This is a genomic window from Streptomyces sp. NBC_01255 (assembly GCF_036226445.1).
Classification (GTDB): Bacteria; Actinomycetota; Actinomycetes; order Streptomycetales; family Streptomycetaceae; genus Streptomyces.
Genome location: NZ_CP108474.1, coordinates 1,936,879 through 1,951,762 on the forward strand (window position 1 = coordinate 1,936,879; position 14,884 = coordinate 1,951,762).

14 protein-coding genes are annotated in these 14,884 nt (G+C 72.7%); 6 read left to right on the forward strand and 8 right to left on the reverse strand.

Going from position 1 to position 14,884, the window contains the following annotated elements; translation table 11 throughout:
• Positions 1-287: 287 nt before the first annotated feature.
• From OG357_RS08360 to OG357_RS08380, 5 genes are all read right to left on the reverse strand, one after another.
• Positions 288-1,022, reverse strand: coding sequence for a DJ-1/PfpI family protein (locus OG357_RS08360; protein WP_329620550.1), 735 nt, complete (start codon positions 1,020-1,022; stop codon positions 288-290).
• A gap of 139 nt (positions 1,023-1,161) precedes the next feature.
• The gene (locus OG357_RS08365) at positions 1,162-1,719 is read right to left on the reverse strand and encodes a TetR/AcrR family transcriptional regulator (protein WP_329620551.1); all 558 of its coding nucleotides are present in this window, start codon (positions 1,717-1,719) and stop codon (positions 1,162-1,164) included.
• Positions 1,720-1,788: 69 nt separating this feature from the next.
• Positions 1,789-3,510 carry an amidohydrolase gene (locus OG357_RS08370; RefSeq protein ID WP_329620552.1) on the reverse strand — a complete coding sequence of 574 codons (1,722 nt, stop codon included), beginning with the start codon at positions 3,508-3,510 and terminating at the stop codon, positions 1,789-1,791.
• A complete protein-coding gene (locus OG357_RS08375; protein WP_329620553.1) occupies positions 3,503-4,804 on the reverse strand; it encodes an amidohydrolase in 1,302 nt (433 codons plus the stop codon). Before OG357_RS08375 ends, OG357_RS08370 begins: the two co-directional genes overlap by 8 nt.
• A complete protein-coding gene (locus OG357_RS08380; RefSeq protein ID WP_329620554.1) occupies positions 4,801-6,087 on the reverse strand; it encodes an MFS transporter in 1,287 nt (428 codons plus the stop codon). The genes OG357_RS08375 and OG357_RS08380 overlap by 4 nt, the downstream gene beginning before the upstream one ends.
• Positions 6,088-6,150: 63 nt before the next feature.
• On the opposite strand from OG357_RS08380, the gene OG357_RS08385 reads away from it, so the two are divergent.
• Positions 6,151-7,242, forward strand: a complete 1,092-nt coding sequence (locus tag OG357_RS08385; protein ID WP_329620555.1) for an Lrp/AsnC family transcriptional regulator — start codon at positions 6,151-6,153, stop codon at positions 7,240-7,242.
• A gap of 277 nt (positions 7,243-7,519) precedes the next feature.
• Positions 7,520-8,170: a ScbR family autoregulator-binding transcription factor gene (locus OG357_RS08390; protein ID WP_329620556.1), complete on the forward strand. Its 651-nt coding sequence runs from the start codon at positions 7,520-7,522 to the stop codon at positions 8,168-8,170.
• A gap of 7 nt (positions 8,171-8,177) precedes the next feature.
• Here OG357_RS08390 and OG357_RS08395 read toward each other — a convergent pair whose 3' ends face one another.
• From OG357_RS08395 to OG357_RS08405, 3 genes are read right to left on the reverse strand one after another with little or no spacing between them, the layout of a single operon-like run.
• The gene (locus OG357_RS08395; RefSeq protein WP_329620557.1) at positions 8,178-8,942 is read right to left on the reverse strand and encodes an SDR family oxidoreductase; all 765 of its coding nucleotides are present in this window, start codon (positions 8,940-8,942) and stop codon (positions 8,178-8,180) included.
• Between the two features lie 51 nt (positions 8,943-8,993).
• Positions 8,994-9,968: an NAD-dependent epimerase/dehydratase family protein gene (locus OG357_RS08400; protein ID WP_329620558.1), complete on the reverse strand. Its 975-nt coding sequence runs from the start codon at positions 9,966-9,968 to the stop codon at positions 8,994-8,996.
• A gap of 14 nt (positions 9,969-9,982) precedes the next feature.
• Positions 9,983-10,981, reverse strand: a complete 999-nt coding sequence (locus OG357_RS08405; RefSeq protein ID WP_329620559.1) for a ScbA/BarX family gamma-butyrolactone biosynthesis protein — start codon at positions 10,979-10,981, stop codon at positions 9,983-9,985.
• A 79-nt stretch (positions 10,982-11,060) separates the two neighbouring features.
• Between OG357_RS08405 and OG357_RS08410 the strand changes: the two genes are divergently transcribed.
• The 4 genes from OG357_RS08410 (at position 11,061) to OG357_RS08425 (ending at position 14,866) form a co-directional block, all read left to right on the forward strand.
• Positions 11,061-11,720: a ScbR family autoregulator-binding transcription factor gene (locus tag OG357_RS08410; protein ID WP_329620560.1), complete on the forward strand. Its 660-nt coding sequence runs from the start codon at positions 11,061-11,063 to the stop codon at positions 11,718-11,720.
• 170 nt (positions 11,721-11,890) lie between these two features.
• Complete coding sequence (locus OG357_RS08415) at positions 11,891-13,057, forward strand: acyl-CoA dehydrogenase family protein (RefSeq protein WP_329620561.1); 1,167 nt, start codon at positions 11,891-11,893, stop codon at positions 13,055-13,057.
• A 28-nt stretch (positions 13,058-13,085) separates the two neighbouring features.
• Positions 13,086-13,871, forward strand: coding sequence for an electron transfer flavoprotein subunit beta/FixA family protein (locus tag OG357_RS08420; protein ID WP_329620562.1), 786 nt, complete (start codon positions 13,086-13,088; stop codon positions 13,869-13,871).
• Between the two features lie 38 nt (positions 13,872-13,909).
• On the forward strand, positions 13,910-14,866 hold the full coding sequence (locus OG357_RS08425; protein ID WP_329620563.1) for an electron transfer flavoprotein subunit alpha/FixB family protein: 957 nt from the start codon (positions 13,910-13,912) through the stop codon (positions 14,864-14,866).
• Positions 14,867-14,884 lie beyond the last annotated feature (18 nt).

Below are 14,884 nucleotides of genomic sequence, written 5' to 3' on the forward strand. Positions count from 1 at the left end.
TGGGACGTGGCGGGGACGTCGTTTCGGGACGTCCCCGCCGGTCCGCTCAGCGTGCGGCCGTTCCGGAGTGACCAGGAACCCCTTGCCCGTCGTCTTCCCGCCGTCTTGACGCCGCGCCCCCGGGTCCGTACGCGTTCTTGACGCGGGTGCCGGGTGACCTGGACGGCCCCGATGTGCGGCCACCCTCCACGATCTCGTAGAATCTTCAACAGAGGCCCGGTGCCGGAGATCCCCCGTGTCCGTCACCGGGCCTCGCCGACTTCACGGCACCTCCTGGGGCCCGCCGATCAGTCCCGGGTCCATACCGTGCCGCGGGCCTCGTACTCGAGCATCGCCTCCAGACCGTTCGCCGCGTCCGGGCCCAGCTCGCGGCGGACCAGCCAGAGGGCGAGCTCCAGACCGGACGTGACGCCGCCGGCGGTCACCAGGTCGCCGTCGTCGACCACCCGGGCCCTCTTCAGGACGCCGCCCTGCCGCTCCAGATCGGGCCGGGCCTTGTGGTGGGTGGTGCAGGGGCGGCCCCGGGTGAGCCCGGCCGCCGCGAGAAGCATCACGCCCGTGCACAGGGCGCTGACGGTGAGCCCCGGCCGGACCGCCGCCGCGAGGGCACGGGGCAGGACGCCCTTGTCGATCTCGGCCCACACGCCGGGGCTGTCGCGGCGCGCGTAGCCGCCGCCGGGCACGACGAGCAGGTCGGCCCTGTGCGGGGCCCAGGGGTGCTCGACGCGGAGCTTCGTCCCGTAGGCGGCGGTGAAGGTACCGGGGCCGGAGGTGGCGACGTAACGGACCTCCACCGGGCGGTCGGTGAAGAATCCGGCGGCCGAGAGCACCTCGTAGGGCGCGGCGAAGTCGAGCTCCTCGACGCCGTCGAAGAGGACGAGCTGGACGCGTAAGGGCTTCTCTGCGGCGGCTCCGGTGCGGGCGGGTCCCGTGGCGGCTTCGGCGGGTCCCGCGGCGACGCCCGCGACGGCGGAGGCGGCACCGAGGGCGGAGGTGGCACGGAGCAGGTTGCGGCGGTTCATGACTCTCCCCGGATCGTGGACGGACGAAGGGGACAGCCGCACGCGATGGCCGATCCGGACCGTCGTTCCCGGCGGTCCGTCCCGCCGAGTCAGTCGGACGGCCCCGCCGCCCGGTTCCCGCGCCCGGCCGGGCGGCGCCTCAGCAGCCGCCGGGGTACGCGGTCCGCGCCGTGATCCGGGCGATGCGCCGCGCCGACTCCTCCGGGGAGGCCACGGGCCGGACGATGTGGCTGACCGTGAGCCGCAGGATCGTCTCGACCGCGAGACGCCGCGACTCCTCGTCCACATCGGGCCACGTCTCGATCGCATACGCGTCGACCATCGCCGTCGAGGCGAGGAGAGCGCCCTCGCCGCCCCGCTCGGCCACCAGGACCCCCTTGATCAGCGGGTTGTCCGCGGCCTGCTGAAGGGTGTAGCCGACCCCGGCGGCGGCCGCGGCCTCCAGTTCGCCCCGGTGGGCGTCGAGTTCGCGCTGGATGCCGCGCAGGAAGCCGTCCAGCTCGCGCCGGACCAGGGCGTTGCCGATGGCGTCCTTCGAGCCGAACTCGTTGTAGAGCGTCTGGCGGCTGATCCCGGCGGCCCGCGCGATGGCGGTCATGCGCAGCCCGCCCCAGCCCTCGGCGGCGACGACGCGGTAGGCGGCGTCGAGCACTTGCTCGCGCAGGAGAGACCGGACGCTCTCGCGGAAACGTGTCATCGTGGCCCCACTTTATCCACGGTGACAGGCCCGCCCGTCCCCGTACGGACGGACGCCCGGCCCGTCCCGTCACCCGCTCCAGGTGAGCCGCCCGCCCAGATACGTCGCGGTGACCGCGGCCTCCTCCGGGAGGCGTTCCGGCGGGACGGTGTACGGGTCTTGGGCGAGGATCGCGAGGTCGGCGCGGAGTCCGGGGCGCAGGGTGCCGAGCTCTTCGTCGAGGTGGAGCTGCCACGCGGGGTGGGCGGTGACCGCGAGCAGGGCCTCGTCGAGGGTGAGCCGTTCCGTCGTGCCGTGGACCCGGCCGCTCGCGGGGGTGCGACGGGTGAGGGCGGTCGCGACCGAGGCCAGCGGGTCGGTCGGCGAGCACACGCCGTCGTTGTGGAGCGAGACCCGATGGCCCGCGTCCCAGGCCGAGCGGACCGCCATCCAGCGGTCGGCGACGTCCTGGCCGAAGAGGTCGTCCGCGAGGACGTCGCCCCACCAGCGGACGTGGTCCATGAACAGGCTGACGGTGGCGCCGAGTTCGGCGGCGCGGCGGTACTGCGCGGCGGTGACCGCGCCGCAGTGTTCCATGCGGGGGCGCAGCGCGCGGAAGGCCTCGGGGTCGGCCGCGGCGGCGCGGGCGTAGGCGTCGAGGACGGCTTCGAAGGTGACGTCGCCGTGGACGTGGCAGGCCATCGGATAGCCCTGTGCAGTGAACGCACCTGCCAGTGCGGCGAGTTGGTCGGGGGTGTAGTTCATCGGGGCGTGGTTGCAGCGGCCCGGCCCCATCGCCCGGGTGGCGGCGCTGTCCAGATAGGGGAAGCTGGTCGCGACCGTGCCCTCCCAGGCCGTGCCCTCCGCCCACAGTTTCATCCCGGAGATGCCGAACAGCTCCTCGGCGGGGGCGTGTCCGGGGAACCGGCGGTCCGGATCGGCGGCGAGTTCGGGGGTGCCGATGAGGTACGAGCGGACTCGGACGGCGGCGCCGGGGCGCTCCGCCGCGGCGCGCAGCGCCGGGAGGAGACGCGGCTCGGTGGCCAGGTCGGCGACGGTGGTGATGCCGACGCGGGCGTGTTCGGTGTAGGCCCAGTCGAGCGCGGCGGCGAGCCGGTCGGGCTTCAGCCGGTCCCCTGCCACCACCCACAACAGGGCCTCGACGGCGCCCCCTTCGTGGGCCTCGCCGGTGGGTTCGCCGTGCGCGTCGCGCAGGAAGCGGGCGCCGGCCGGGTCGGGGGTGTCCCGGGTGATGCCGGCGGCGCGCAGGGCGGCCGAGTTGGCCCAGGCGGCGTGGCCGCTGTTCGCGACGACGACGAGCGGGGCGTCGGGGCGGAGCGCGTCGAGCTCCGCCCGGGTCGGGGGCGTCAGGTCACGCTGGAGCAGCGGGTCGACACCGTAGGCGCAGACCGGTTCGCCGGGCCCGGCGGCGGTCACGGCGGCCCGGATCCGGTCGAGGACCCCCGCGCCGGTGGGCACGGTGAACGGCCGGACGTCCACGGCGGGCGGGGCGACGGCGAGGGCGACCATGACCGGGTGGCCGTGGGCCTCGACGAAGCCGGGCAGCAGGGCCCGGCCGGCGAGGTCGACGACCTCGGTCGTCCGGCCGCGCTGCCGGAGGATCTCATCGCGGGTGCCGACGGCGGTGATGCGCCCGTCGCGGACGGCGAGGGCCTCGGCGCGGGGACGGGCGGGGTCCATGGTGAGGACGGGCCCGCCGATGAACACGAGGTCGGCGGTGGGCGCGAGGTCGGGGGCGGGCACCAGGTCGGCGGTGGGCGCGAGGTCGGGGGTGGCGTCGGGCTCAGGCACCGGGGGTCTCCTTCCGCAGCCAGTGGGCGGCCGCGGCGAGCAGCGCGGTCACGCCGATGGGGATCGTCGGCCCGGGTACGGGGGCGAAGTGGGGCGAGTGGTTGGCGGGGACGGTGTCGGGGAGGCCGTTCTCCAGGAGGGAGTCGGGGGCGATGCCCGCGTACAGGGCGGGGTCGGCGCCGCCGAAGTGCCAGAAGACGGAGGGGACTCCGAGCGCGGTGCCGAAGACTCCGAAGTCCTCGCTGCCGGTGATGACCTGGGGGAGGGTGAAGACCCTGCCCTCGCCGAAGGCCTCGGTGAGGGCGGACTGGACGAGGGCGGTCGCGGGCCCGTCGTTGACGGTGACCGGGAAGGAATTGAAGGGGACGATCTCCGGTTCCTTGGGGGCGCCCGAGGCGGCGGCCTCCGCGCGGACGATGCGGGTGACGGCGGCCAGGATCCGGTCCCGTACGGCCGGGGTGGTCGAGCGGATGTTGATCCGCAGCTCGGCGGTGTCCGGGATGATGTTCTCCTTCGTCCCGGCGTGCAGCGAGCCGACGGTGACGACCGCGGTCTGCGAGGCGCCGATCTCCCGGGAGACCACGGTCTGGAGGCGCATGACGACGGCGGCGGCCATCACCACCGGGTCGACGGCCGTCTCGGGGCTCGAGCCGTGGCCGCCGCGACCGAAGAGGGTCACGCGGAGGCTGTCGGACGCGGCCATGACGGGGCCGGGCCGGGTGCCGAGGAAGCCGACAGGTGCCGGGGCGACGTGCTGGCCGAGGCAGATCTCGGCGCGGGGGAAGCGGTCGAGGAAGCCGTCCTCGATCATGGCGGGCGCACCGCCGACCTCCTCCGCGGGCTGGAAGACGGCGACGACGGTGCCGCTCCAGGTGTCGCGGTGCGCGGCGAGCCGGTCGGTGGCGCCGAGGAGGCAGGTGACGTGCATGTCGTGCCCGCAGGCGTGCATGACGGGGACCTCGTTGCCGTCCGGGTCGGTGCCCGTGGCGGTGGAGGCGTACGGCAGTCCGGTCTCCTCCTTGACGGGCAGGGCGTCCATGTCGGCGCGGAGCAGGACGACGGGGCCGGGGCCGTTGGCGAGGACGCCGACCACTCCGGTGCCGCCGACGCCCTCGGTCACCTCCCAGCCCTGGGCGCGCAGCCGCTCGGCGGCGACACCGGCCGTGCGGAACTCCTGGAAGGAGAGCTCGGGGTGGGCGTGCAGGTCCTCGTAGAGGGCGAGGAGCCCGGGGAGCCGTTCGTCGAGCCCGGCGAGGAGCGGGGCCACGGCTGCTCGGGTGGCTTCGGTGGTCATGCGGATTCCTTTGCGGGGCTCGGGTGACGGGGGGCGCGGTCGGCCGCGGCGCGGAAGGCGGTGGCGTCCTGCGGGGTCAGGCACGCCATGACGGCGGCGATCACCGCGCCGAGGACGAGGAAGCCGAAGGCGACCTGGAAGGAGAAGGCGTCGGCGAGGGCGCCCATGACGGGCGGGGCGATGATGCCGGCGATCTGGCCGCCGACGATGATCACGGCGCTGCCCACCCCCACGTACTCCGGGGTGAGGCCGGACATGGGGACGGCGAAGATCGGCATGTAGGCGAGGGACGCGGCGAAGACGGCGAGGGTGCCGAAGACGACGAAGCCGGTGAGGGAGGGCGTGTTCGCCATGAGGAGCAGGGCGACGGCGGAGACGCCCATGCCGGGGACGATGATCTTGCGGTGGTGGCCGCCGAGCCGGTCGGAGAGCCGGCCGCCGAGGACGGTGGCGGCGGCGGCCCCGAGCGCCGGGATCGCGACGAGGGCCCCGGCCGCGGCGAGGGAGACCCCGTGCTCCTCGCCGAGGTACGTGGGGACCCAGGTGTTGAGGCCCCAGACGATCGTGCTGTAGCCGAACATCATGAGGGAGAACCGCCACAGGACGCCCTTGCGCAGGACCTCGCGGAGCGGAGGCCGGGCCGCGGCCTCCTCGGACGGGGTGGTGCCGTCCGTACGGGGCAGGGGGGCCGGGAGCCAGAGGCGTACGGCCACGAGGGCGACGAGGCCGAGGGCGGCGGTGGACCAGAAGGCCGAGCGCCAGCCGAAGACGGCGACGAGCGGGGCGACGGCCAGCGGGGTGATGACGGCGGCGATCGCGTTGGAGCTCATCACCGCGCCGTTGGCGCCCATGCGCTCCTCGGGCCGGGTGCGCTCGACCAGGACCTTCATGGCGGCGGGCGGGAAGACGCCCTCGGCGACGCCGAAGGCGAAGCGCAGGGCGAGGAGCACGGCGAAGGACCAGGCGAAGCCGGTGAGGGCGGTGAAGACCGACCAGGCCAGCAGGGCGCAGAGGGTCACCCGCCGGCCGCCGAACCGGTCGGCGAGCATGCCGCCGGGGATCTGGCAGAGGGCGTAGGCGAGGAAGAACGCGGAGACGACGAGCCCCTGCTGGGTGCGGTCGAGGTGGAACTCCGCGCCGATGGACGGCAGCACGAGGTTGATCACGAGCCGGTCGGCGTAGTCGACCAGCCAGGCCGCGAAGAGCAGGACGACCGTGATCCGGACGGTTCTGCGGTGCGCGGGCGGCGCCGCCGAGGGTGCGGGAAGGGTCGGAGCAGGCACGGTACTCCTCTCACCGGTGGCCGAAACTGGTCGTCGGCCCGAAGTGCCCCTACGATCCGGTCCATGAGCGCGAACCCCGGTGAACTGCCGGAAACCCTCGGTCCAGGCCTTCCTCCACCGGATTCCCGCACCGAGGGTTCCGCCACGGCGTTCTCCGAGCTGGATCTCGCACTGGTCGACGCGCTCCAGGCCGCCCCCCGCGCGCCGTGGACCCGGATCGGGCGGGCGCTCGGCGTGGACGCGACGACGGCGGCCCGCCGCTTCGAGCGGCTCCGGGCCGGCGGTCTCGCCTGGGTCACCGCGTACGACGCCGCCAAGACGGCGACGGTCGCCTACGTCGAGGTGCGGTGCCGGCCCCGGGCCTTCGACCGGGTGAGCGCGGCGGTGACGGCGCTGCCGTGGGTGTTCAGCGTCGACGAGACGGCCGGGGACTTCGATCTCTTCCTCTCCGTCGCCGCCCCCGACCTGCCGTCCCTGGGGCGCGCGGTCCACGGCGGGATCGGCGGCCTGCGCGGGGTGCGCTCGACCCGTACGAGGCTGGGCATCACGCTGTTCGGGGAGGGGCGCGACTGGCGGATGCGGGCGATGAACCCGGCGGAGCGGGCCGGTCTCGGCGGAGCGCACGGCCCGCACCCCCGTTCGTACAGCACGCACCTCCACGAGCGGCCCGGCCCGCAGGACCAGGCGCTCCTCGGCGCGCTCGGCGGTGACGGGCGGCTCGGGTACGCGGAGCTCGGCGCGCGGACGGGGATGAGCGAGCACACGGCGCGGCGCAGGCTCCAGCGGATGATCCGCGACGGGGACATCTCGCTGCGCTGCGATCTGGCGCACCCGCTGGCGGGCCTGTCCACGATGGTGGTCTACCGGGCATCCGTGCCGCACGGCCTCCTCGAACAGACGGGGAACGCGCTGGCCCGGCTCGAACAGGTGCGGATGTGCGTGTCGGTGAGCGGGCCGTACAACCTGCTCGTCCTGGTCTGGCTGCACGGCCTCGGCGCCGTGGACCCCTTCGAGGCGCTGCTCGCGGAGCGTTTCCCGGCGCTCGCGGTGCGGGACCGGACGGTGTCGCTGCTGTCCCGTAAACGCATGGGCTGGCTCCTGGACGAGCAGGGGCGGGCCGAGGGCCGGGTCCCGCTGGGACTGCCCGAGCACTGAAGCGACAGCTGCCTACCGCTCGCACCGACAAACCTTCTGATCGGTTTGTTTGCGGCCCCTCCTACTCCCTCCCCCGGCCTGGAACACACCCCGGGCCCCGTCGGAGGCGCATGCCGACGCCCTCCATGGGTAGGTAAATCCGACAACACCGAAGCGCCCCTGGATCGCGGCGAAAGCTCGTAGAATACCAATCAGTCGGTTTGAGGTCGTCGGGTGGTACGGCGCGACGGGGCGCAATTCCGTACCGCTGCGACGCATGGTGCTACTGGAGCCGTTGGTGACCAAACAAGAGCGGGGCACACGGACCCGCGACGCGCTGATCAGGTCGGCGGCAGGAGAGTTCGACCTGCACGGCTACGCCCTGGCCACACTGTCCGCGATCAGCGTGGGAGCCGGCGTCAGCCCCGGGGCGCTCCACTTCCACTTCGAGAACAAGGCGGCGATCGCCGAGGCCGTCGAGGGCGCGGCCTGCACGACGCTGCGGCGGACCGCCCGGATCGCGTACCGCCACCGGTCGAACGCCCTGCAGAACCTCGCGGACACCACACACGCGCTCGCCCGCCTGTTCCGCGAGGACATCGTCGTACGGGCGGGCTTCCGGCTCAGCTGCGCGAACGACTCCCGCACGGAGCTCAATCTGCGCCAGGAATGGCAGAGCTGCGTACAGCAACGGCTCGCGGAGGCGGCCGACGAAGGCCTCCTCGCCGCCGGTGTCGGGCGGCAGCAGGACCTCGCCCGCACGATCGTCGCCGCCACCGTCGGCCTGGTGACCCTGTGCCAGGACACCGGCGAGTGGCTCTCCCCTCAGACCATCACCGGTCTGTGGCGCACCCTGCTGCCGACGCTGACGGCCCCGGAGGCCCTCGCGGAGCTGGAACCGGCGGGCACCGCGGCCGTGATCACCCGCTCGCTCGACCCGGTCGGCTGACCGTGGCTCAGAGTGCGCTTCCTCCCGTGGCGTCCACGTACTGGCCGGTGATCCAGCGGGCGTCGTCGGAGACGAGGAACGCGACGATGTCCGCGATGTCGGCCGGTGTCCCGAGCCGGTTGAAGACCGAGTAGGCGGCGAGGGCGGCGCTCGCCTCGGGGGTCGCCCTGCGTCGCGCGTTCATGTCCGTCGCGACGAAGCCGGGGGCCACGGCGTTGACCGTGATCCCCCGGGGCCCCAGCTCCTTGGCGAGGGCGAGCGTCATCGTGTCGACGGCGCCCTTCGTCATCGCGTAGGTGACGGAGTCGGGGAAGGCGATCCGCGTCGCCGCCGAGGAGACGTTGACGATCCGGCCGCCGTCGCGCAGCCGGCCGAGGCCCCGCTGGATCAGGAACAGCGGCGCCTTCACGTTGATCGCGAACAGCCGGTCGAAGACCTCGGGGGTCAGTTCGTGGATGCGGCCGGAGCCGCTGGCACCCGCGTTGTTCACGAGGATGTCGAACCCGGGCTCCGCGCCGCACTCCACGAGACCGGCGTCCAGCGCCGCGTAGAAGGTGTCCACGACGTCCGGCGCTTCGAGCTCCGCGCGGAAGGCGAAGGCCCGCCCGCCCTGCTCCTCGATGGCCTTCACCGTCTCGCGTGCGGCGTCGCCGTTGCTGCCGTAGTGCACGGCGACGAGGGCTCCGTCCCTGGCCAGCCGCTCGGCGATGCCTCTTCCGATGCCGCGGCTCGCGCCCGTGACGATCGCGGTCCTGCCGGCCAACGCGGACATGTCGGTGGTGCCTTCTTTCGGTGCAGGTGCAGGTGCAGGTGCAGTTCAGGTTCAGGAAGGGTCGAGCAGATTCCGGTACCAGGGCGCGTGGGCCGCGAACCCGGCCGTGAAACCCGGCCCCGGGTCACAGCCGAGCTCCGCCCAGGGACGGCCGTCGGCGAACCAGTGGTCGGTGGCGAGCATGGCGAGGTGATGCCGGCCGAAGGGATGCCCGGCGAGCAGCTCGTGGGCCTCCGCGAGGTCCACCGCCGCCGCCCGGGACCGCCCCGCCCGCCCCGCCCGTCCTGCCAGGAGCTCCTCGCAGGGCGCGAGGAGGTCCGCCACCGGCACCGGCTCGGGATGGTTCACGTAGTACGGACCCGCCTCGGTACGCGGCGAGAGCGCCGCGCCGAGCAGGGCGCCCGCCAGGCTCTCCACGTCGATCAGGGAGTGCAGCGAGGCACCGGCGTCGAGCGGGCCGGGCAGCGCCGCGAGCAGCCGGACCAGGCCGGGGATCAGCTGCCGGTCGCCCGTTCCGTACACGAGGTGGGGGCGCAGGACGGCCCCGCCCGCGTCCAGGACGTGCCTCTCGCCCGCCGCCCGGGTACGGCTGGTCGCCGAGCCGGGGGCCAACGGCAGCGTGCCGGGGGCGGCCGCCCGGAAGGGGCCGCGGCCGTGGACGGAGGCGGTGCTCAGGGCGACGATCCGGGTCACGCCGGCGCGCACGGCCGCGTCGACGAGGGTCCGGGTGCCCTCGTCGTTGACGCTGCGGGCCAGCTCCTCGTCCCCGCCGATCGCCGAGGCGCAGTGGATCAGCACGTCGACGCCCTCGCAGGCCCGGCGCAGCGAGGCGGCGTCCCGGAGGTCACCGGTGACGGTCTCGGCCACCGGCCCTCCGTCGCGCTCCCCCGTCGCGGGGGCGGGCGGCGGCAGCGGGCGGCGTGCGAGCAGCCGAAGGTGGCCGGGCTCCGGTCGCGCCGCGGCCAGCGCCGCGACCCGGCCGCCGATGAACCCGGTCGTGCCGGTGATCAGAATGCGAGGCCCCATGGGTCCTGTCCGGTTCAACCGGCCAGGCGGCTGCCGAGGCCGCCGCCGGCGACCGCCAGGTCGCGTGACGGGGAGGTGAGCGTGCACTGGAACACCTCGTTGCCGTCCTGCCGGCCGAGGACACGGACCGTGGTGACCGAGGAGGCGGAGGCGGGGACGACCTCCGTCTCGATCCAGCACGGGCTGTCGAGCTCGGCGTAGCGCGAGAAGGAGGCGTCCATGACGGTGGGCAGGAAGGCGCGGCTCCCGGTCGTCATGGTCGCCGCCTGGCGGGCGGCCTCAAGGAGCACCATGCCCGGTACGTGGTCGTTCGGGCGGCGGAAGAGGGTGGTGTGCTGGGTGTTGATCCGCAGCTGCCACTGGCCGGGCCTGGTGCCCGGGGCCAGGACGACGTCCTTGGCGTTCTCACGGCCGACCAGGTGCGGGGCCAGGCCCGGTATGAGCGGGACCGGTCTGCCGAGGGCGGCCATGCGGTCGCCGCGGATCCGGCGGTACGCCAGGGCCGACGTGCAGCGGGCCAGGGCGCTGCCGGTGGCGAGGTGGCGGCCGTCGCGGGTGAGCACCACGGTGGTGCGCAGGTTCCGGATGCTGCCGCCGCGACGGGTCAGGTCGGAGCAGACGAGGTCCACGGTGACGTCCGAGGAGAGGCCGTCCACGGCGAGCGCCTCGGGGTCGGCGGCGTAATGGAGGCCCCACATGACGAACTGGTCGTCCACGGGTACCCCCAGCTCGGCATGAGCGACGAGCATGGTGGCCTGGCGTATCGTCTCGGCCACCAGCACGGGGTCGTGCCGGTCCCCTGAGACGGGAGAGAAGAAGGGATGCGTGGCAGGCCAGCGGGCGGATATGGAGAACCGGTTCTCCGTCAACTGCGTCCAGCCCGTGGGGAAGATGTCCGCTGGGTCGGCTCGGTGAACGAACTCCCCGGGGACCTGCGTCGTAGCTCCTCGACAGTTCTGATCCATGGATCCCCCTTGCGTCCCACGCCCCTGGGCGGTGTGTCCGCCCAACATAGAATACGTACAGCCCGGTTTTCTTTTCAATGCTTCACGTCACACGGTGAGCACAGACAGCGAGACAGCAGGAGGCGCCTTGGCGCAGCAAGCGCGTGCAATCAAGACCCGGCGGGCGATTCTGGAGTCGGCCGCCACGGTCTTCGCTGAGCGCGGCTACGAACGGACGACCATCGGGGAGATCCTGGTGCGCGCCGGGGTGACCAAGGGAGCGTTGTATTTCCACTTTGCTTCCAAGGAAGATCTCGCCCTCGGCGTACTCGACGCCCAGATGCTCGACGAGCCGCTGACCCCGCAGCCCATCAAGCTCCAGGAGCTCGCGGACCAGGCCTTCCTGCTCGCTCACCGGCTGCAGCGTGACCCGCTCGTGCGGGCCAGCGTCGCACTGGCCCTGGACAGTGGTGCCACCGGAGTCGACCGGGCGGCGCCCTTCAGAGCGTGGATCGACCAGGTGTCGGAGATCCTGACGGTCGCGAAGGCCAGGGGGGAGATCCTCGTCCACGTGGACGTCTCGGACACGGCCGAGCTCTTCTCGGGCGCGTACGCCGGCATCCAGACGATGTCCCAGATCCTGCGCGATCGCAACGACCTGACACACCGGGTCTCGGTGCTGCTCCGGTACCTCCTGCCGAGCATCTGCACCCCCGCCCTGCTGACGAGCCTCGACATGACCGAGGGTCGCGCCCGGCAGCTGGCCGAGGAGTACGACACGAGCCTGAGACGCCGTGAGGAGTTCTAGTCTCGCGTACACCCTCCGTTAACAAAACCGACCGCCCGGTCCTCTGAGCGCCCCGATGTGGAACAACGTCGGGGCGCTCTGGCGTCATGGCACTGAGTGTGTTTTGCTGAGGGTACTCAGTGCCAAAAGCGTGCCATCGGTGCCACAAGCGTCTAGGGGAGCTCCACATCATGGGCAAGGACTTCGACCTGTATCGGCCCTCCGAGGAGCACGACATGCTCCGGGAGTCGGTGCGTGCGCTGGCGGAGGCGAAGATCGCGCCGTTCGCGGCCGCGGTGGACGAGGAGGGCCGGTTCCCGCAGGAGGCGCTGGACGCGCTGGTCGCCAACGACCTGCACGCCGTGCACGTCCCCGAGGCGTACGGCGGCGCGGGCGCGGACGCGCTGGCGACGGTGATCGTGATCGAGGAGGTCGCGCGGGTGTGCGGCTCCTCGTCGCTGATCCCGGCGGTGAACAAGCTGGGCTCGCTGCCGGTGATCCTGTCCGGTTCGGAGGAGCTGAAGGCGAAGTACCTGGGCCCGCTGGCCAAGGGCGACGCAATGTTCTCCTACGCCCTCTCGGAGCCCGACGCGGGCTCGGACGCGGCCGGGATGAAGACCCGCGCGGTCCGCGACGGCGACTTCTGGATCCTCAACGGCGTGAAGCGGTGGATCACCAACGCCGGCGAGTCGGAGTACTACACGGTGATGGCCGTCACCGACCCGGACAAGCGCTCCAAGGGCATCAGCGCCTTCGTCGTGGAGAAGTCCGACGAGGGCGTGTCCTTCGGAGCCCCGGAGAAGAAGCTCGGCATCAAGGGCTCCCCGACCCGCGAGGTCTACCTCGACAACGTCCGCATCCCCGCGGACCGGATGATCGGCGACGAGGGCACCGGCTTCGCCACCGCGATGAAGACCCTCGACCACACCCGCGTCACCATCGCCGCCCAGGCCATCGGCATCGCCCAGGGCGCCCTCGACTACGCCAAGGGCTACGTCAAGGAACGCAAGCAGTTCGGCAAGCCCATCGCCGACTTCCAGGGCATCCAGTTCATGCTCGCCGACATGGCCATGAAGCTCGAAGCCGCCCGCCAGCTCACCTACGCCGCCGCCGCCAAGAGCGAACGCGTCTCCGCCGGCGGCGACAAGGAAGACCTCACCTTCTTCGGCGCCGCGGCCAAGTGCTTCGCCTCCGACGTCGCCATGGAGGTCACCATCGACGCCGTCCAGCTCCTCGGCGGCTACGGCTACACCCGCGACTACCCCGTCGAGCGCATGATGCGCGACGCCAAGATCACCCAGATCTACGAAGGCACCAACCAGGTCCAGCGCATCGTCATGGCCCGCAACCTCCCGTAATAGCAATCTCGTTGAAAGGAGACAGGCCGTGACCCTGAAGATCGCTGTCTGTGTGAAGTACGTCCCCGACGCGACCGGCGACCGCGGTTTCGCCGACGACCTGACGACCGACCGTGAGGCCGTCGACGGCCTGCTCTCCGAGCTGGACGAGTACGCGGTCGAGCAGGCCCTGCGCATCTCCGAGGAGTCCGACGACGCCGAGGTCACCGTCGTGACCGTGGGCCCTGACGACGCCAAGGACGCGCTGCGCAAGGCGCTGTCGATGGGCGCCGACAAGGCCGTCCACGTCAACGACGAGGACATCCACGGCTCCGACGTCATCGCCACCTCGGCGATCCTGGCCAAGGCCCTGGAGAAGACCGGCTTCGACCTGGTCGTCTGCGGCATGGCCTCGACCGACGGCACGATGGGCGTCCTGCCGGCCCTGCTCGCCGAGCGGCTGAACGTGCCGCAGGTGACGTTGCTCTCCGAGGTCTCGGTCGACGGCGGCACGGTCAAGGGCCGCCGCGACGGCGACTCCGCCACCGAGCTCCTGGAGGCCCCGCTGCCGGCCGTCGTCTCGGTCACCGACCAGTCCGGCGAGGCCCGTTACCCCTCCTTCAAGGGGATCATGGCCGCCAAGAAGAAGCCGGTCGAGGAGCTGGACCTGGACGACCTGGACATCGACGCCGACGAGGTCGGCCTCGGCGGGTCCTGGACCCTCGTCGACGCCGTGGCCGCCCGCCCGGCCCGTACGCAGGGCACGATCGTCACGGACGAGGGCGACGGCGGCAAGCAGCTCGCCGCCTACCTCGCCACCCAGAAGTTCATCTGACCACCGTCAGCCAGACACCCACTCAGGAGCAATGAATCATGGCTGAGATCCTGGTTCTCGTGGACCACGCCGACGGTGCGGTCCGCAAGCCGGCCCTCGAACTCCTCACCCTGGCCCGCCGCATCGGCGAGCCCTCGGCGGTCGTCCTCGGCGCCGGCGAGGCCGCGGCCTCCATCGCCGCCACGGCCGGCGAGTACGGCGCGGCCACCGTGTACGTCGCGGACGGCGCCGAGTTCACCGACCAGCTGGTCGTCCCCAAGGTCGACGCACTGACCCAGCTCGCGAAGGACAAGGGGGCCGCCGCCGTCCTGGTGACCTCGTCCGGCGAGGGCAAGGAGATCGCCGCCCGTGTCGCGCTGCGCCTCGGCTCCGGTCTGATCACCGACGCCGTGGAGCTGGAGGCCGGCGAGAACGGCCCGGTCGCCACCCAGTCCGTCTTCGCCGCCTCGTACCAGGTGCGCTCGACGGTCTCGCACGGCGTCCCGGTCATCACCGTCAAGCCGAACTCCGCCGCCCCGGAGGCCGCCCCGGCCGCCGGCACGGTCGAGAACGTCGCCGTCGCCTTCACCGGCAACGCCGCGAAGGTCGTCTCGCGCACCCCGCGCGTCTCCACCGGCCGCCCCGAGCTGACCGAGTCCGCGATCGTGGTCTCCGGCGGCCGTGGCGTCGGCGCGGCCGAGGGCTTCGCGGTCGTCGAGAAGCTGGCCGACTCGCTCGGTGCGGCCGTCGGCGCCTCCCGCGCCGCCGTGGACGCGGGCTGGTACCCGCACGCCAACCAGGTCGGCCAGACCGGCAAGCAGGTCTCGCCGCAGCTGTACGTCGCGGCGGGCATCTCCGGCGCGATCCAGCACCGGGCGGGCATGCAGACGTCGAAGACGATCGTGGCCGTCAACAAGGACCCCGAGGCCCCGATCTTCGACCTCGTGGACTACGGCGTCGTCGGCGACCTCTTCGAGGTCCTGCCGCAGCTGACGGACGAGATCGGCGCCCGCTGACCGTCCTCGTCGCCCAAC